The 16087-nt window shown below is 49.9% G+C and carries 19 protein-coding genes; 9 read left to right on the top strand and 10 right to left on the bottom strand.

Features of this window, described 5'->3' with window-relative positions:
- Positions 1-16: 16 nt before the first annotated feature.
- From csgF to csgD, 3 genes are read right to left on the bottom strand one after another with little or no spacing between them, the layout of a single operon-like run.
- A complete protein-coding gene (gene csgF, locus JGF26_RS01680; protein ID WP_028019092.1) occupies positions 17-430 on the bottom strand; it encodes a curli production assembly/transport protein CsgF in 414 nt (137 codons plus the stop codon).
- A 23-nt stretch (positions 431-453) separates the two neighbouring features.
- A complete protein-coding gene (gene csgE, locus JGF26_RS01675; RefSeq protein ID WP_028019091.1) occupies positions 454-843 on the bottom strand; it encodes a curli production assembly/transport protein CsgE in 390 nt (129 codons plus the stop codon).
- A gap of 4 nt (positions 844-847) precedes the next feature.
- Positions 848-1498, bottom strand: a complete 651-nt coding sequence (gene csgD, locus JGF26_RS01670) for a biofilm master transcriptional regulator CsgD (protein WP_028019090.1) — start codon at positions 1496-1498, stop codon at positions 848-850.
- 761 nt (positions 1499-2259) lie between these two features.
- Here csgD and csgB point away from each other — a divergent pair.
- From csgB to ymdB, 5 genes are all read left to right on the top strand, one after another.
- A complete protein-coding gene (gene csgB / locus JGF26_RS01665; RefSeq protein WP_028019089.1) occupies positions 2260-2715 on the top strand; it encodes a curli minor subunit CsgB in 456 nt (151 codons plus the stop codon).
- 41 nt (positions 2716-2756) lie between these two features.
- The gene (csgA, locus tag JGF26_RS01660; protein ID WP_134707524.1) at positions 2757-3209 is read left to right on the top strand and encodes a curli major subunit CsgA; all 453 of its coding nucleotides are present in this window, start codon (positions 2757-2759) and stop codon (positions 3207-3209) included.
- A 61-nt stretch (positions 3210-3270) separates the two neighbouring features.
- Positions 3271-3603, top strand: coding sequence for a curli assembly chaperone CsgC (gene csgC, locus JGF26_RS01655; protein WP_128348393.1), 333 nt, complete (start codon positions 3271-3273; stop codon positions 3601-3603).
- A 160-nt stretch (positions 3604-3763) separates the two neighbouring features.
- On the top strand, positions 3764-4084 hold the full coding sequence (locus JGF26_RS01650) for a type 1 fimbrial protein (protein ID WP_134707525.1): 321 nt from the start codon (positions 3764-3766) through the stop codon (positions 4082-4084).
- A gap of 104 nt (positions 4085-4188) precedes the next feature.
- A complete protein-coding gene (gene ymdB / locus JGF26_RS01645) occupies positions 4189-4731 on the top strand; it encodes an O-acetyl-ADP-ribose deacetylase (RefSeq protein ID WP_028019085.1) in 543 nt (180 codons plus the stop codon).
- Positions 4732-4765: 34 nt separating this feature from the next.
- Here ymdB and mdoC read toward each other — a convergent pair whose 3' ends face one another.
- A complete protein-coding gene (mdoC, locus tag JGF26_RS01640; RefSeq protein ID WP_108090235.1) occupies positions 4766-5905 on the bottom strand; it encodes a glucans biosynthesis protein MdoC in 1140 nt (379 codons plus the stop codon).
- Positions 5906-6159: 254 nt separating this feature from the next.
- Here mdoC and mdoG point away from each other — a divergent pair, with 254 nt between their 5' ends.
- The 3 genes from mdoG to JGF26_RS01625 all read left to right on the top strand — a co-directional run bounded on the left by mdoG (position 6160) and on the right by JGF26_RS01625 (position 10545).
- Positions 6160-7713, top strand: coding sequence for a glucans biosynthesis protein MdoG (mdoG, locus tag JGF26_RS01635; RefSeq protein ID WP_028019083.1), 1554 nt, complete (start codon positions 6160-6162; stop codon positions 7711-7713).
- Entirely contained in the window at positions 7706-10234 is a 2529-nt protein-coding gene (gene mdoH / locus JGF26_RS01630) for a glucans biosynthesis glucosyltransferase MdoH (protein WP_134707526.1), read from the top strand. The genes mdoG and mdoH overlap by 8 nt, the downstream gene beginning before the upstream one ends.
- 83 nt (positions 10235-10317) lie before the next feature.
- Positions 10318-10545, top strand: a complete 228-nt coding sequence (locus JGF26_RS01625) for a YceK/YidQ family lipoprotein (protein WP_013097162.1) — start codon at positions 10318-10320, stop codon at positions 10543-10545.
- 6 nt (positions 10546-10551) lie between these two features.
- Here the strand turns inward: JGF26_RS01625 and JGF26_RS01620 are convergent, their stop codons facing one another.
- The 3 genes from JGF26_RS01620 to JGF26_RS01610 all read right to left on the bottom strand — a co-directional run bounded on the left by JGF26_RS01620 (position 10552) and on the right by JGF26_RS01610 (position 13308).
- Positions 10552-10926, bottom strand: a complete 375-nt coding sequence (locus tag JGF26_RS01620; protein WP_023311118.1) for a MysB family protein — start codon at positions 10924-10926, stop codon at positions 10552-10554.
- 97 nt (positions 10927-11023) lie between these two features.
- Complete coding sequence (gene mdtG / locus JGF26_RS01615) at positions 11024-12241, bottom strand: multidrug efflux MFS transporter MdtG (RefSeq protein WP_028019081.1); 1218 nt, start codon at positions 12239-12241, stop codon at positions 11024-11026.
- 140 nt (positions 12242-12381) lie between these two features.
- A complete protein-coding gene (locus tag JGF26_RS01610; RefSeq protein WP_134707527.1) occupies positions 12382-13308 on the bottom strand; it encodes a Kdo(2)-lipid IV(A) acyltransferase in 927 nt (308 codons plus the stop codon).
- A 222-nt stretch (positions 13309-13530) separates the two neighbouring features.
- On the opposite strand from JGF26_RS01610, the gene JGF26_RS01605 reads away from it, so the two are divergent.
- Positions 13531-14580, top strand: coding sequence for a rhodanese-related sulfurtransferase (locus JGF26_RS01605; RefSeq protein WP_028019079.1), 1050 nt, complete (start codon positions 13531-13533; stop codon positions 14578-14580).
- Positions 14581-14621: 41 nt separating this feature from the next.
- On the opposite strand, the gene JGF26_RS01600 is transcribed toward JGF26_RS01605, so the two are convergent.
- From JGF26_RS01600 to JGF26_RS01590, 3 genes are all read right to left on the bottom strand, one after another.
- On the bottom strand, positions 14622-15197 hold the full coding sequence (locus JGF26_RS01600) for a YceI family protein (RefSeq protein WP_108090234.1): 576 nt from the start codon (positions 15195-15197) through the stop codon (positions 14622-14624).
- A gap of 1 nt (position 15198) precedes the next feature.
- On the bottom strand, positions 15199-15765 hold the full coding sequence (locus JGF26_RS01595; RefSeq protein ID WP_108090233.1) for a cytochrome b: 567 nt from the start codon (positions 15763-15765) through the stop codon (positions 15199-15201).
- 208 nt (positions 15766-15973) lie between these two features.
- On the bottom strand, positions 15974-16087 hold the full coding sequence (locus JGF26_RS01590) for a YceO family protein (protein WP_032639612.1): 114 nt from the start codon (positions 16085-16087) through the stop codon (positions 15974-15976).

Here is a 16087-nt window from a genome sequence, read left to right as displayed (position 1 = left end):
CTTATTTTGCTGTTGTTTAAAAGTCAGTTGAATTACTTTGTAGACCGGAAACCTGGATCGTTGAGGTTTTTCCTGATTTACGATCGGTAACATTCAACTGGAGCTGTCCGTCCGTGTTGGCGATGTCGACAATAAAGTCGTTGGTGACCATTCGACCGGGTTTACCGGTATTAATGTTGGTCAGTAACCCACCTAAAATCTGCGACTGAATAGCCTGTGTGAAGTTGTCCAGAGCAGACGGGGTATCAACGCTAAAATCCTTATAACTCGGGTCCTTATAAGAGTTTTGCGCCTGAGCTTCATTCAGCAGGAACGCACCGTTGTTAGGGTTACCGCCAAAGTTAGGGTTACGGAACTGGAACGTCATGTTCCCGGCCCAACTTATGGGGGTGATCAGCATTATCGAAACAACTGCATATGCAATACGCATGACAGCCTCCGCATATCGGTTCGCTAGAACTCGTCTTTTGCTAAATCGCTGGTGCTTAATAGGGCTTTATCTATTTGCAGGCGATTAATAGCGTCTTCTGATTGTGCCAGTGCTAAGGATACGTTTTTGTCGAAGTCCATTTTTGTGGGGAATAAAAACGTTTGATAAATAACGTACTGATTAGCCGTTATTGTTATCCAACTTCCCCATCGTGCACTGGGCCGCTCGTTGATTGTTATATTTCCAGTGTATGTGCTGTCCCATTTATCACTGAAGGCACGGTAAAAACTGTGCCCGATCGATGAGACGGTGTGGTCTGTTAACAATCCGGGAACTTCGACCTCGACGGCCTTCAGATTCCCGGCAGCGAGCAGGAAACTCGCTGCGGCGATCCAACTCAACGTGCGCTTCATGTGATTAACGCCTGAGGTTATCGTTTGCCCACGAAACCGCCTGAGTTCGGTTTTTCACAGCTATCTTCTTGAAAAGATTATAAAGGTGCGTCTTTACCGTATTTTCGCTGATAAATAACGAACGGGCGATTTCAATATTTGAAGCACCAATGCGTAACTTGTTCAGGATCTCTTTCTCACGGTGCGTTAGCAGTGCTGACTCTGAACTGTTATAGCGATAATTTCCGGAGTGTGTGATGAGGTAGCTGGCAAGTTTTTGCGAAAAATAACACTCTCCGCGCAATATACCTTGCAGCCCCTCTACCACCCGGTCCTCTTCTTCCGTGACGTAGAACACGCCATTGATATGCGGCCAGCTTTCAATATCTCTGAAAGGATACTCATCAGGCGTATTCAACAATAGCACGCGGATATTATTGTTTTTCCTGCTTAAAATATCCTGCCAGTAATGGATAAGCTTTTTATCAGCTTCCATCATATCGAGAAGAATAATGCTGCCAGGTGCAATATCATCGAAAGAACGTTGAATATTATGCAATTTCCCGCTCAGTGATAAAGATTGCTTTAAATGTTGTAATAAAGCTGTCGCTTGCAAAGAAGGTTTTGTGATCAACAGTAATGTATGACCATGTAAACTATGGACTTCATTATACATGATGAAACCCCACTTTTTTTTGGCACCTGGCAGCTGTCCTCCTGTAAAAAGAGGACACCAGAAGTACTGACAGATGTTGCACTGCTGTGTGTAGAATCAGACCATAACCTCCACAGGGAGGTAAATATAAAACCAATTTCGTACATCTAATTTCAATCTAGCTTTTACGAAGTTTAAAGCAAGTGTTAATCATGTAACTAAATGTAAAAATCAATATTAATTTGTGATATTTGGCGGTATTGAATGCCGCATTTTGATAATAAAGTTGTACATGCAAATATGTGTGCACAGATTTTAAAAATCATACAAATATTTATAATTAATTGATTTTATTGTTTATTTGTTATTTTTTAATGATTGTTGAGAGGTATGAGATGCCGATTTTTTCTAAGTCATGGAATGACGATGTTTCTGTCTTAAGAAAACACGCCTCGTGTCACGCGATGAGAAAAATGGCATCCTGCCGTTCCGTTTAAACAAGGCGGGATGAAGCGTGGACAGCCCTCGCGATGTTGTACAAGCTGGCGAGAAGAAATGTTTAATAAAAAAATAAGCTGTCCTGTTTAAAGCAATTTTTTCCTTAAATTACGACTTTGTGGTGACCCGACAAATAAAAATAAGCCGCGTGGGTGAGATATTTAAAATGTTTCAGCGGACATACTCTTCACCGTAACGACGCGTTAACACATCACGAGTCGTTTTAACAATATCATTGTTACATGGTTATGGAGTTCTTAAATAGCCAGGTCCAGGGTGACAACATGAAAAACATATCGTTATTTATGATGTTTACATTGCTGGGTGCGCCTGGATTTGTAACCGCGGCTAATTCAGATATGGCGAATACTGAATATAATTTCGCGGTTAACGAATTAAGTCTTTCATCTTTAAATCAGGCAGCCATTATTGGTCAACGGGGCATTCTAAATGACGCTCAGGTTCACCAGGACGGTTCAAAACTATTATCCATAGTTTCCCAGGATGGGGCAGGTAACAGAGCGAAAGTTGATCAATCAGGGAGTTACAATATGGCCTGGATCGATCAAAGCGGCAACGGGAACGATGCAGGTATTACGCAAGATGGATATGGTAATAGTGCGAAAATTATCCAGAAAGGGTCGGGTAATAGAGCAAACATTACGCAGTACGGTACACAGAAAACCGCAGTTGTAGTGCAGAAACAGTCGCAAATGGCAATTCGCGTCATCCAGCGCTAACTATTTCGCGACGACTTTAATCAATCCGATGGGGGTTTACCATGAAATTTATCAAAGTGGCAGCACTCGCAGCAATCGTAGTTTCTGGTAGTGCAATGGCTGGTCTGATTGATCAGGGCGGATGGGGTCATGGACATGGCCATGGCGGATACGGTGGCCCAAATTCTACCCTGAATATTTACCAGAACGGTGGCGGTAACTCTGCTGTAGCATTGCAGACAGATGCCAGAAATTCAGTTCTGAATATTAGCCAGACCGGTGGCGGTAACGGTGCTGATGTTGGTCAGGGGTCTGATGACAGTAAAATTAACCTGACCCAGAACGGTTTCGGCAACAGTGCAACACTTGATCAGTGGAACAGTAAAAATTCTACTATGAATGTTAGCCAGTACGGTGGCCTTAACGGTGCAATGGTCGACCAGACTGCTTCTAACTCAACTGTCAACGTTACCCAGATTGGTTTTGGTAACCACGCGACAGCTCATCAGTACTGATTCTGAAATCTGTGCTACAAAAAAACAGGGCATCTGCCCTGTTTTTTTTCGGGAGTTCATCATGAATACCTTAATTCTCCTCGCCGCGCTTTCCAGCCAAATCACGTTTAAAACGTCACAGCAGGAAAATATGACCACCATTATTCCGCAGGTTACTCTGACGGAGCCGTGCGATTGCCAGGTCCAGATTGTCTCTGTGCGGGAAGGGCAGGGCGGGCAAAGCTCTTCGCGACAGCAAAATACACTTTTTATACCCGCTAATCAGACGATTGATTTAATGCGGTTGAGTTTAAATATTGACGCGGGGGATACGGTAAAAATCGTTGTCACCATTACTGATGGAAAGTCGCTTCATTTATCACAACAATGGTCGCCGGCGGAAAAGAGTTTATAATCATTCATTAAATCAATATGTTATGAATGTGGCGGGCCTACGGCGTTGAGCTATGCTGATATCAGGAACTGAGTAGTGATGTTCCGTAACGCGAGCCTTCGTTTGCCTTAATGAAGCGCGTTTACCCCTCAAGGACGATTCTCATTGAGGAGTGCATATAATGACCAAATATTTAGCTCAGCTTGCTACAGGCTTGGGTTTGATCGCTTCTGCTTTCATTCTCCCCGCTTATTCAGCCACCCTTGCAAATGGTGGGGTAATTCATTTTCGTGGTGCCATTGTTGCAGACCCCTGTGAAGTCACGCCGCAACAGCGACAGTTTGCCATGTCATGCCCGGATAATAACCGTATGCAAACGCGAATGGTCAGTTATGAAGAGGCGCTTAATGGCACGGTGACCGATTCCAGCCTCGCCACTCTCAGCATGAAATACCTTAATCCTGAAAAAACGCTCGCGATTGTCCAGATCCAGTATCGCTAATTCACTCTTCCGCTCCGCGGCGGAAGAGGATGTTGTCTGATAGTTTTTTCTCCCTGGCTCCTCTGCGATACACTTAAGAAAAAGGCGGGTTGCAGAGGGGTTTTATGAAACCGCAAATTGAAATCATTCATGGCGATATTACGACCATGCACGTCGACGTTATCGTCAATGCGGCCAATCCATCTTTGATGGGGGGAGGTGGTGTGGACGGTGCTATCCACCGGGCTGCGGGACCGCAGTTGCTGGAGGCCTGCAAAGTCGTGCGTCAACAGCAGGGAGAATGCCCTCCTGGTCATGCGGTGATTACGCTTGCAGGCAATCTTTCTGCCAAAGCGGTTATTCATGCTGTAGGTCCCGTCTGGCACGGTGGTGACCAGCATGAAGCGAGTCTTCTGGAGGAGGCATACCGAAACTGTTTGCGACTGGCTGCCGATAATGGCTATAAAACGATGGCATTCCCGGCCATCAGTACCGGCGTATATGGCTATCCGAAAGCGGCTGCAGCGACTATCGCCGTAGAAACGGTTTACCGTTATCTGTCGCTCAAACCGATGCCTGAAAAGGTTATCTTTGTCTGTTTTGACGAAGAAACCACCCATCTTTATCAACGGCTTCTGACCCAGCGTGGGCAGGAATCAGAAGCCTGAAACAACGGCGGCGCACTGAGTGCGCCGCCGTTGTTTATGACGCTTTCGCGGGTGGTTTTCCTGAAAAGAGAAAACGCAGAAGTGGGATCCGCAAATGGATCTCATAGAGTACGATGGCAACACCGACGACAAACACCAGCCCGGTAAAGAAACCCAGCGTGTTGGATGTAATATGCGGCGTGATGTAAGCCCCGAAAAACAGCGTCAGGGGATGATGCACAAGATAAATAAACAGCGATGCATTAACGAAGTAAGTCACGCGAGTGGACTTAAAGTTCAGCAGGCGGTGGCCGAGCGCGAATACCACATTGACCATCCACAAGCCCAGCAGCATGGTGATCACACTTTCCGTTTCATACATCCAGGCGTCGCCGCTACCGTAGCGCTGATTCAGCAGATAAGCCGCAAACGCGAGTGTAGCCCCCAGCGCGCACCATGGCGAAGGAGTGGTAAACAGTGATTTAAGTTTTGGATGAATAAATGCCAGCGCACCGATTAAAAAGAACGGAATGTAGAACAGCGACTGCATCACCACGAAATTAAATAACCCATCGCTTAAAATCGGCGGATAGACGATAAACAGGGTACGTCTCAGGGCGGCATAGGCGACCCCTAACAGCAAAAAGAGCACCGTCAGTTTGCCCATCGTAATATTGGCGAAAAAGGTATCGGCTTTATAACTCAAATGGTGGCGCAGGCGGCTAAAAATCAACACACTGACCGTCGTAAGCACTACCAGAACCAGCAGGAACCACAGATGGGACACCAGCTCCCAGACCAGCGTGTTGTACTTTTCATACAATGAAAGATTCGGCCAGTTCTCCGCCTTGCCTTTGACGTATTGCAACATAATGAACTGCGGCAGCGTCAACAGCGGAATGGCGGTCAACATTGGGATACCTACGCGTTCCACGCGCACTTTCCACCAGCGTTTGAGCGGGTAACGCAGAAACAGCATGTAAGAGAAATAGCCGGATATGACAAAAAACACCTGCATACGGAAGGCGTGAATAAAGTCATTAAACAACGTCAGCCACCAGGAGGGCATCTGGCTATTAACATGCCAGGTGTGGCTGGAGTAAATCAGTGAGATGTGAAAGGGGATCCCCAATAGCATCAGCCATGCCCGGATCGAGTCGAGGAAATATTCACGTTCTGTTGGTGTTGAGCTCATATAACTTTGTGCATTCTCAGACTTTTCGTCTTATCCCTAAGACTCATAATGGTTACATTCGAAGCCAACCCTACACCAAGACCGACACCCTGTCTCCAGGATAAGCACGTAAAGTGAATCGCGGGTTCTTTCATTTGCTTAATCCATGAGCCAGCAGCTGAACAAAGCAGTGATAATGTTGTCGGATTGCCTGAGTTTCCATTAAAATGGATCGGATCGATATAAGCACACAAAGGGGGAAGTGCTTACTTATTATGAAACATAAACCACAGATGATGAAAATGCGTTGGTTAGGTGCTGCAGTCGTGTTATCACTGTATACCTCATCGGCACTGGCCTTTAACATCGATGATGTCGCAAAACAGGCAAAATCGATGGCAGGCAAGAGCTACGAAGCGCCGAAAAGTAACTTGCCCTCCGTTTTCCGCGACATGAAGTATGCGGACTATCAGCAGATCCAGTTCAATCACGACAAAGCGTACTGGAACACTATTAAGACCCCGTTCAAGCTTGAGTTTTATCATCAGGGTATGTACTTCGACACGCCTGTTGCCATCAATGAAGTGACGGCAACGGCTGTACGTAAGATCAAGTACAGCCCGGATTATTTTAATTTCGGCGATGTGCAACACGACAAAGATACGGTGAAAGACCTGGGCTTCGCAGGCTTCAAGGTGCTTTACCCGATCAACAGCAAAGATAAAAACGATGAAATCGTCAGCATGCTTGGTGCCAGCTACTTCCGCGTGATCGGCGCGGGGCAGGTATACGGGCTTTCTGCGCGCGGTCTGGCTATTGATACCGCGCTGCCATCAGGTGAAGAGTTCCCACGTTTTCGCGAGTTCTGGATTGAACGTCCAAAACCAACGGACAAACGTCTGACCATTTACGCGCTGCTGGATTCCCCACGTGCAACCGGTGCTTATCGCTTTGTGATTATGCCAGGTCGTGACACGGTGGTTGACGTGCAGTCTAAAGTTTACCTGCGTGATAAAGTGGGCAAACTGGGTGTTGCACCGCTGACCAGTATGTTCCTGTTTGGGCCAAACCAGCCGTCACCAGCAACGAACTTCCGCCCGGAACTGCACGATTCCAATGGCCTGTCTATTCATGCCGGTAACGGTGAGTGGATCTGGCGTCCGCTGAATAACCCGAAACATCTGGCCGTAAGTAGTTTTGCGATGGAAAACCCGCAAGGTTTTGGCCTCCTGCAACGTGGTCGTCAGTTCTCTCGTTTTGAAGATCTCGACGATCGCTATGACCTGCGTCCAAGTGCCTGGGTCACGCCGAAAGGTGACTGGGGTAAAGGGAAGGTTGAGCTGGTTGAAATTCCAACCAACGATGAAACTAACGATAACATCGTGGCTTACTGGACACCGGATCAGCTGCCGGAAGCCGGTAAAGAGATGAACTTCAAGTACACCATTACCTTCAGCCGCGACGAAGATAAGCTGCATGCGCCGGATAGCGCGTATGTTGTGCAGACTCGCCGCTCAACGGGGGATGTGAAACAGTCTAATCTTATCCGTCAGCCTGACGGCACTGTGGCCTTTGTTGTGGACTTCACAGGCCAGGATATGAAGAAACTGTCACCGGATACCGCCGTTGCTGCTCAGGCCAGCATTGGGGATAACGGTGAAATCGTTGAGAATACCGTGCGTTACAACCCGATAACGAAGGGCTGGCGTCTGACTCTGCGTGTGAAAGTGAAAGATCCGAAGCAGACCACTGAAATGCGTGCTGCGCTGGTCAGTGACGATCAGCCGCTGAGTGAAACCTGGAGCTACCAGCTACCTGCCAATGAATAATACATCTGAATATATTGATGCCATGCCGCTGACGGATATCGAAAAAGCGGCACTGCCTAAGAGCGACATCCGCGCGGTTCATACCGCGCTGGATGGTGAACATCATCAGTTTTCCCGGGATGATGATACGCCGCTGGGGTCAGTTAAGGCTCGTCTGGAGCAGGCATGGCCGGACTCGCTGGCAGAAGGGCAGTTGATTAAAGACGACGAAGGACGCGATCAGCTTCAGGCAATGCCGAAGGCTACGCGTTCCTCGATGTTCCCCGATCCGTGGCGTACCAACCCCGTTGGCCGCTTCTGGGATCGTCTGCGTGGACGTGATGTAACGCCGCGCTATCTGTCTCGCCTGACGAAAGAAGAGCAGGCTTCTGAACAGAAATGGCGTACCGTGGGGACAATCCGTCGTTACATCCTGCTGCTTCTGACGCTGGCACAGACGGTTGTCGCGACCTGGTATATGAAAACCATTCTGCCTTACCAGGGCTGGGCGTTCATCAACCCGACTGACATGATGGGCCAGGATCTCTGGGTCTCCTTTATGCAGTTGCTGCCTTATATCCTTCAGAGCGGCATCCTCCTGCTGTTCGCTGTCCTGTTCTGCTGGGTATCGGCCGGTTTCTGGACCGCACTGATGGGCTTCCTGCAGCTGCTGATGGGGCGTGACAAATACAGTATTTCCGCGTCAACGGTCGGGGATGAACCCCTTAATCCTGAGCACCGTACTGCGCTGATTATGCCTATCTGTAACGAAGACGTTGACCGCGTATTTGCGGGGCTGCGTGCGACCTGGGAGTCCGTTAAGGCGACCGGAAACGTGGAGCATTTCGACGTTTACATCCTGAGCGACAGTTACAACCCGGATATCTGCGTTGCAGAGCAAAAAGCCTGGATGGAACTGATTGCGGAAGTGCAGGGCGAAGGCCAGATCTTCTACCGCCGCCGTCGTCGTCGTGTGAAGCGTAAAAGCGGCAACATTGATGACTTCTGCCGTCGCTGGGGTAACCAGTACAGCTACATGGTGGTGCTGGATGCTGACTCCGTCATGAGCGGTGACTGCCTGAGCGGTCTGGTGCGTCTGATGGAAGCCAACCCGAACGCCGGTATTATTCAGTCATCGCCGAAAGCATCCGGTATGGACACGCTCTATGCGCGCTGTCAGCAGTTCGCCACCCGTGTTTACGGGCCGCTGTTTACTGCGGGTCTGCATTTCTGGCAGTTGGGCGAATCGCACTACTGGGGCCACAACGCCATTATCCGCGTGAAGCCGTTCATTGAACACTGTGCGCTGGCACCGTTGCCGGGTGAAGGTTCGTTTGCCGGCTCTATTCTGTCGCATGACTTCGTAGAAGCGGCGCTGATGCGTCGTGCTGGCTGGGGCGTCTGGATTGCCTACGACCTGCCGGGATCGTACGAAGAGCTGCCGCCGAACCTGCTGGATGAGCTTAAACGTGACCGCCGCTGGTGTCATGGTAACCTGATGAACTTCCGCCTGTTCCTGGTAAAAGGGATGCACCCGGTTCACCGTGCGGTGTTCCTGACGGGCGTGATGTCTTATCTCTCCGCACCGCTGTGGTTTATGTTCCTTGCGCTCTCCACTGCGCTGCAGGTGGTGCATGCCCTGACTGAGCCACAATACTTCCTGCAACCGCGCCAGCTGTTCCCGGTGTGGCCGCAGTGGCGTCCGGAGCTGGCGATTGCGCTGTTTGCCTCCACCATGGTGCTGCTGTTCCTGCCTAAGCTGCTCAGCATCATCCTGATCTGGTGCAAAGGCTCGAAAGAGTACGGCGGTTTCTGCCGCGTGACCCTTTCACTCCTGCTGGAAGTGCTGTTCTCCGTGCTGCTGGCGCCGGTGCGTATGCTGTTCCATACCGTGTTTGTGGTCAGTGCGTTCCTGGGCTGGGAAGTGGTCTGGAATTCACCGCAGCGTGATGACGACTCCACGCCGTGGAGTGAAGCCTTTATGCGTCATGGCTCGCAACTTCTGCTGGGCCTGGTGTGGGCGGCGGGGATGGCGTGGCTGGATCTGCGCTTCCTGTTCTGGCTGGCGCCGATTGTATTCTCCTTGATTCTGTCCCCGTTTGTATCGGTCATCTCCAGCCGCTCAACGGTTGGCCTGCGAACCAAACGCTGGAAGCTGTTCCTGATCCCGGAAGAGTATTCCCCGCCGCAGGTACTGGTCGATACCGACAAATATCTGGAGCAGAACCGCAATCGCACGCTGGATGATGGTTTTATGCACGCCGTGTTTAACCCGTCGTTCAACGCGCTGGCAACGGCGATGGCGACAGCACGCCACCGTGCCAGCCAGGTACTGGAGATTGCCCGCGATCGCCACGTTGAGCAGGCGCTGAACGAGACCCCGGAAAAACTCAATCGCGACCGCCGTCTGGTCCTGTTGAGCGACCCTGTCACGATGGCGCGTCTTCACTACCGCGTTTGGTCCGCTCCGGAGAGATACTCTTCGTGGGTAAATTACTATAAAGAACTGAAACTGAACCCGCTGGCGTTGAAGGCGAAGTAAGTTGTTAAGTAGAGTGGGTAGCGAAGCGCCACCCGCCAAATAAAATACCGGCTTAATCGCCGGTATTTTTTTAGAGGTTTGAGATGAAAATTATCATCGTCGTCATGATGGCATGCCTGCTTAGCGGCTGCGGCAGCATCATCAGTCGCACCATTCCAGGGCAGGGCCACGGTAATCAGTACTACCCGGGTGTGAAATGGGATGTTCGTGATTCCGCGTGGCGCTATCTTACCGTGCTTGATTTACCGTTTTCGCTGATTTTCGACACGCTGCTGCTGCCGATCGATGCCAGCCACGGCCCTTACGAATAGCGTAAATTAACGCTCGTCCCACTCATCAGCTGCGGTTTGACCCTCTTCCGTATCCAGCGGTGGCTCGAGCTGAAACTCGCCCTCATCCCACTCGTGCAGGGTGTTCTCCTCCAGCCATTCCTGCCGCAGTTCGATTTCATCATAGTCGCCGTCAAAAACGGCCTGCGCACCTTCACCACTTAATATCGGCAAACATTCTCCTTCTTCCCCTTCATCGGCAAAGAATTCGGCCTGCCACATAATATCCCCATCCTGCAGAACGTATTTTTGGATATTAAGTTGTTGCACGTCAGCATCTTCTTCTTCAACGCCGGGGTTATCGGCGAGGAACTCTTCACGAGCGGCATCAATAGCTTCTTCCAGCGTGGCGTACATGGTCATTGGTGTCTCCCTGTTTTCCAGAAGGTTTCAGGGAAATAATAGCTGAATATAAGATCCTGCAAGTATGAATGCGAAAATAAGCTGTCAGGCGTTCGTGTTATTCAGCCACCGGTCGTAACGCACGGGATAAACTGAACCACGAGTAAATTGCATTGAACAGCACCACGCCCGCCGTCACGATAAAGACGGCGCGAAAACCGAAGCTTGCAGAAATGCCTGCCCCGATAAGCGGCCCGGTCACGTTACCGATGTCACGAAATGACTGGTTATAGCTAAAGATACGCCCGGCTATCTGATTCGTGGAGTTGTAGACCAGCAGGGTCTGAACGGCGGGGAGTAACGCCCCGTCGGCAGCGCCCAGCAAAAAGCGCAGAACGCCCAGCTGCCACGGGGATTGCACCATCGACATAGGGATAAGCAGCAGAACGGAAATCACCAGCGCGCAGATCAGGATCTTTTCCGGACCCACCCGGTCCCCCAGTTTGCCTAGTCTCGGGGCGCTAAGGAGCGCCGCCACGCCGGGAACGGAAGCAATTAGCCCGCTGATGAACGCAATATTGTTGACGTTACCGGCCAGGTCGCGAACGTACAGCGTCAGAATGGGGGCAATCGAACCGGTAGCTACCTGAATAATCAGGGTCGTCACGAACAGGCTCAGCACCAGTCTGGGGTTTTTCAGTGAGGTAAGAACATCCCTTGCGTGAAGCATCTCTTTTTTGGCGACAGGCGTGAAGTTTTCCCGAATACAGATCAACGTGACGACAAAGCACAGGAAAAGCACGCTGGCGGTGATGAAAAAGACGGGCCGCAAGCCGTAATTATCCGCCAGCAATCCGCCGGCCAGTGGCCCCAGCAAGGCACCACTCACGCCACCCGTTGAAAGCGTTCCCAGTGCCCAGCCGCTCTTGTGACGCGGAATTTGGGTGGCTATCAGGGCATTCGCATTGGGAATAAATCCACCGAGCAAGCCCAGTAATGCGCGTAAAATCAGGAACTGCCAGACGTTTTGCGCAATACCCATCAATGCCATGATGATGGCCATCCCCAGCGCCGAACGTAGCAGCATAATTTTACGCCCCTTACGGTCGGCAAGGCCGCCCCAGAAGGGTGAGGCAATCGCGGAAAAGAGAAACGTGACGCTGAACACCAGGCCAGACCACATATTGAGCGCGCTATGGCCCGTTACGCCCAGTTGCTCGACGTAGAGAGGCAGGAAAGGCATGACCAGGCTAAACGCCGCACCGGTAAGAAAACAACCAAACCATGCAACTGTGAGGTTACGTTTCCAGTTTATGGGGGCATCTGAGGGTGACATAACAATCCGCATAATGAGGTGCAGAACACCTGAGGCATGACGTAATAAGCCTGCTAATTATGCGCCTGGGTTATGATTGCTGCAATGAGGAGGAGCTTTAAATGCTAAAACAGCATGCGGCCATGAAGACCGCATGCGAGTTAATACCGGGAAGGCGTGCCCTGTGGCCGCGTTTTAAAGCGACGGTGCAACCACATATACTGTTCCGGCGCGAGCATGATGCACTTCTCCACAACGCCGTTCATCCAGCGAGCGGTGGTCTCTGCATCATCCAGCGGTGGCGCGAGTTCAGGTTCCAGCATAATCAGCTCGTAACCAGAACCATCCGGTTTACGACGGGGAACAAAGGGCACGATGGCGGCTTTGGACATCCGCGCCAGCATCCAGGTGCCGGTTGTTGTGGCGGCTTCTTCAACAGCAAAGAAGGGGACAAATACGCTGGATTGCGGACCATAGTCGTGGTCAGGGGCGTACCAGACCACTTCACCTGATTTAAGCGCGCGTATCATGCCCTTCAGATCTTTACGGTCGATCATGCTTTTGTTGGAACGCATACGGCCGTTGGTCTGGATTAAATCGATGACCGGGTTATCGTTGGGGCGATAAACGCCAATACCCGGTGCCTGCATGCCAAACATTCGCGCCCCGATTTCCAGCGTCAGAAAATGCACGCCAATCAGCAGGACACCTGTCTGATTCGCCTGCAGCGTATGCACTGGCTCCATGCCGGTTCCTGTCACTTCGCTCCAGCGCGCTATACGTTTGTCCGGCCAAAACCACGCCATACCGGTTTCCATAAGCCCCATACCGACAGATTCGAAATTTTTCGAGACCATGTCATGTCGTTCTGACTCGCTCATCTGCGGAAAGCACAATTCAAGGTTGCGGTACGCAATTGTGGCACGACGCTTCATAAACTTTTGCGCGAGATGGCCCAGAGATTTACCCAACCAGAAAATAACAGGGTAGGGAAGTTGCACCAGAAGCCATAAAAAGCCAATGCCAAGCCAGGTTAACCAATAGCGGGGATGCAAAAGGGCGACGGTAAATTTGGGTAACTGGGTCATGTCTTTCCTGTGTTCTAACGTCCTGTTTCGCTATTGTCTCATTTTTTGAGACATAGCCAAAATATCTGCGTTCGAAACGTGCACGAATACAGCAATTGTTAAGCCTGATTAACCAGGGCGAGTGAAATGTAGCGTAAATTGTGTGGATGTAAATTAACTTTGTTTGCTATATCATGCCGACCGATTTTTCATTCTCTCTAACGATCCCAGGACTTGTACACCATGCCAGTGTTACACAACCGCGTTTCGAATGAGATGTTAAAAGCGCGTATGTTGGCTGAAACCGAACCGCGCACAACCATCTCATTCTACAAATATTTCACGATCAACGATCCGCAAGCGACTCGCGATGAACTTTACCAGGCATTCACCACGCTGAATGTCTTCGGACGCGTCTACCTTGCTCACGAAGGGATCAACGCGCAGATTAGCGTACCGGAAAGTAAAGTGAATGCTTTCCGCGATTTCCTTTACCGCTTCGATCCGGCACTTGATGGCTTACGCCTGAATATTGCTCTGGATGATGACGGAAAATCGTTTTGGGTGCTGCGCATGAAAGTGCGTGAACGCATTGTGGCGGATGGCATTGACGATCCTGAATTTAACCCGGCGGATGTCGGTGATTACCTGAAGGCCGCAGAAGTGAATGCGATGCTGGACGATCCGGATGCCGTGTTCATTGATATGCGTAACCACTATGAGTATGAAGTGGGGCATTTCGAAAATGCGATGGAAATCCCGGCGGATACTTTCCGCGAGCAACTGCCCAAAGCGGTTGAGATGATGCAGGAACATAAAGATAAAAAGATCGTTATGTACTGCACCGGCGGTATCCGCTGCGAGAAGGCCAGCGCGTGGATGAAACACAACGGGTTTAATAAGGTCTGGCATATTGAAGGGGGGATTATCGAGTACGCCCGCCGTGCCCGTGAGCAGGGTTTGCCGGTGCGCTTTATCGGTAAAAACTTTGTCTTTGACGAGCGAATGGGTGAGCGTATTTCTGAGGACGTGATTGCTCAGTGCCACCAGTGCGGAGCACCGTGCGATACCCATACCAACTGCAAAAATGACGGCTGTCATCTGCTGTTCATCCAGTGTCCGGCCTGTGCTGAAAAGTTTAACGGTTGCTGTAGCGAACTGTGCAGTGAAGAGAGCATTCTGCCGGAAGAAGAGCAGCGTCGCCGTCGGGCTGGACGGGAAAATGGCAATAAGATTTTCAATAAATCTCGCGGCCGCCTGAATACCAAACTGGGTATCCCCGACCCGGAATAATGGTAACGCCCGGCAAGGTGAAAACCTGCCGGGCGAATTTATTATTTCTGTTGAACCCCTTCCACAGAAATAACCAGCTCGACATCCTGAGATGCCGGGCCTAAATCTGTTGTGATATTGAAATCTTTCAGATGAATTTTACCTGTTGCTTCAAAACCTGCACGTTTGCCGCCCCATGGATCATCTCCCTGGCCGATTAATTTCGCATCCAGGGTGACGGGTTTTGTTACGCCGTTAAGCGTCAGGTTTCCGGTAATATCCAGCTTATCACCCGCTTTTTTCACGTCCGTAGAGGTGAAGGTGGCTTGTGGGTATTTAGTGACATTCAGGAACTCTGCACTGCGCAAGTGTTTATCTCGTTCAGCATGGTTCGTGTCGACGCTGTTGGTATTAATGGTCACATTGACTTTATCGGTCGCAGGATTTTTCTCGTCGAAGCTGAATGTGCCGTCAAAATCCTTAAAGGTACCGTACAGCCAGCTATATCCAAGGTGCTGAATACGGAAATTGACGAAAGCATGTTGGCCCTCTTTATCAATTTTATAATCAGCCGCCACGGCGGAACCGGTGGTGAATAACAGAGAACCCAGTGCGATACCCAGCAGGTGTTTTTTCATTTTATACTCCAGAGTCAACTGACGAGCGGCCAAGCATGCGCTTTAGCGTATCGTCTTTATCAATAAAGTGGTGTTTGAGGGCGGCAAGCCCGTGCAGTACAGACAGGATCACGACGCTCCATGCCAGCCAGAGGTGAACGACCCCAGCAGTGTCAGCCTGAGAACCCGCATCGCTAAGCGTTGCCGGGACGTCAAAAATACCAAAGACGCTAATAGGTTTGCCATCTGCCGTCGAGATGAGATAGCCGCTAATGAGGATGGCAAAGAGCAGTATATAGAGCGCAATGTGCGCGGCAACGGCACTAATGCGAGTCAATTTACTGTGGGTCTTCGGCGCGCTGGGCGGTGGAGAAATATGTCGCCAAATCACGCGAATAACCAGTCCCAGCATCAACAGGACGCCAATGCTTTTATGTAACTCCGGTGCCTGATGATACCAGCCATCATAATAGCTGAGTGTTACCATCCAGAGACCCAGTCCGAACATAGCATAGACGGCAATAGCAAATATCCAGTGCAAACATATGGATATTATTCCATAGCGCCGGGAAGAGTTACGTAATTGCATCAGAATGTCCATTTTCAAATTAACCGAAGGGTAAAAATGAACGGGAAGGTGTGATATTGCAACTGAAATAAATGTATATTGATTTTTATTTTATTTATTTCAGCGATTTTGAAAAGGATCGATAAAGGTAATTCAATCTCTTCGTGCAAGATGAAATTTAGAGTTTCAATAAAACTAAATTAATGTCAATTATTGTCAGTCTGGCTTTTCAATAAAATACAATGTAAACAAAATCAATAATGGCCAACAGTGCCCACAATAAGATATAGAGCATAAAATGCTCGCGAATATTATTCATAAGAAAGTTAACGATCCTGCGCAT

Source organism: Enterobacter sp. E1, from assembly GCF_016809815.1.
Lineage (GTDB): Bacteria > Pseudomonadota > Gammaproteobacteria > Enterobacterales > Enterobacteriaceae > Enterobacter > Enterobacter adelaidei.
The sequence above is the reverse complement of the archived record's forward strand: the minus strand, read 5'-3'. Positions and strand labels throughout refer to the sequence as shown.

What these genes read in the sequence shown, in the direction of transcription:
- csgF (WP_028019092.1), bottom strand. Translation starts at nt 430, where the DNA reads ATGCGTATTGCATATGCAGTTGTTTCGATAATGCTGATCACCCCCATA.
- csgE (WP_028019091.1), bottom strand. Translation starts at nt 843, where the DNA reads ATGAAGCGCACGTTGAGTTGGATCGCCGCAGCGAGTTTCCTGCTCGCT.
- csgD (WP_028019090.1), bottom strand. Translation starts at nt 1,498, where the DNA reads ATGTATAATGAAGTCCATAGTTTACATGGTCATACATTACTGTTGATC.
- csgB (WP_028019089.1), top strand. Translation starts at nt 2,260, where the DNA reads ATGAAAAACATATCGTTATTTATGATGTTTACATTGCTGGGTGCGCCT.
- csgA (WP_134707524.1), top strand. Translation starts at nt 2,757, where the DNA reads ATGAAATTTATCAAAGTGGCAGCACTCGCAGCAATCGTAGTTTCTGGT.
- csgC (WP_128348393.1), top strand. Translation starts at nt 3,271, where the DNA reads ATGAATACCTTAATTCTCCTCGCCGCGCTTTCCAGCCAAATCACGTTT.
- JGF26_RS01650 (WP_134707525.1), top strand. Translation starts at nt 3,764, where the DNA reads ATGACCAAATATTTAGCTCAGCTTGCTACAGGCTTGGGTTTGATCGCT.
- ymdB (WP_028019085.1), top strand. Translation starts at nt 4,189, where the DNA reads ATGAAACCGCAAATTGAAATCATTCATGGCGATATTACGACCATGCAC.
- mdoC (WP_108090235.1), bottom strand. Translation starts at nt 5,905, where the DNA reads ATGAGCTCAACACCAACAGAACGTGAATATTTCCTCGACTCGATCCGG.
- mdoG (WP_028019083.1), top strand. Translation starts at nt 6,160, where the DNA reads ATGAAACATAAACCACAGATGATGAAAATGCGTTGGTTAGGTGCTGCA.
- mdoH (WP_134707526.1), top strand. Translation starts at nt 7,706, where the DNA reads ATGAATAATACATCTGAATATATTGATGCCATGCCGCTGACGGATATC.
- JGF26_RS01625 (WP_013097162.1), top strand. Translation starts at nt 10,318, where the DNA reads ATGAAAATTATCATCGTCGTCATGATGGCATGCCTGCTTAGCGGCTGC.
- JGF26_RS01620 (WP_023311118.1), bottom strand. Translation starts at nt 10,926, where the DNA reads ATGACCATGTACGCCACGCTGGAAGAAGCTATTGATGCCGCTCGTGAA.
- mdtG (WP_028019081.1), bottom strand. Translation starts at nt 12,241, where the DNA reads ATGTCACCCTCAGATGCCCCCATAAACTGGAAACGTAACCTCACAGTT.
- JGF26_RS01610 (WP_134707527.1), bottom strand. Translation starts at nt 13,308, where the DNA reads ATGACCCAGTTACCCAAATTTACCGTCGCCCTTTTGCATCCCCGCTAT.
- JGF26_RS01605 (WP_028019079.1), top strand. Translation starts at nt 13,531, where the DNA reads ATGCCAGTGTTACACAACCGCGTTTCGAATGAGATGTTAAAAGCGCGT.
- JGF26_RS01600 (WP_108090234.1), bottom strand. Translation starts at nt 15,197, where the DNA reads ATGAAAAAACACCTGCTGGGTATCGCACTGGGTTCTCTGTTATTCACC.
- JGF26_RS01595 (WP_108090233.1), bottom strand. Translation starts at nt 15,765, where the DNA reads ATGCAATTACGTAACTCTTCCCGGCGCTATGGAATAATATCCATATGT.
- JGF26_RS01590 (WP_032639612.1), bottom strand. Translation starts at nt 16,087, where the DNA reads ATGCGCAGGATCGTTAACTTTCTTATGAATAATATTCGCGAGCATTTT.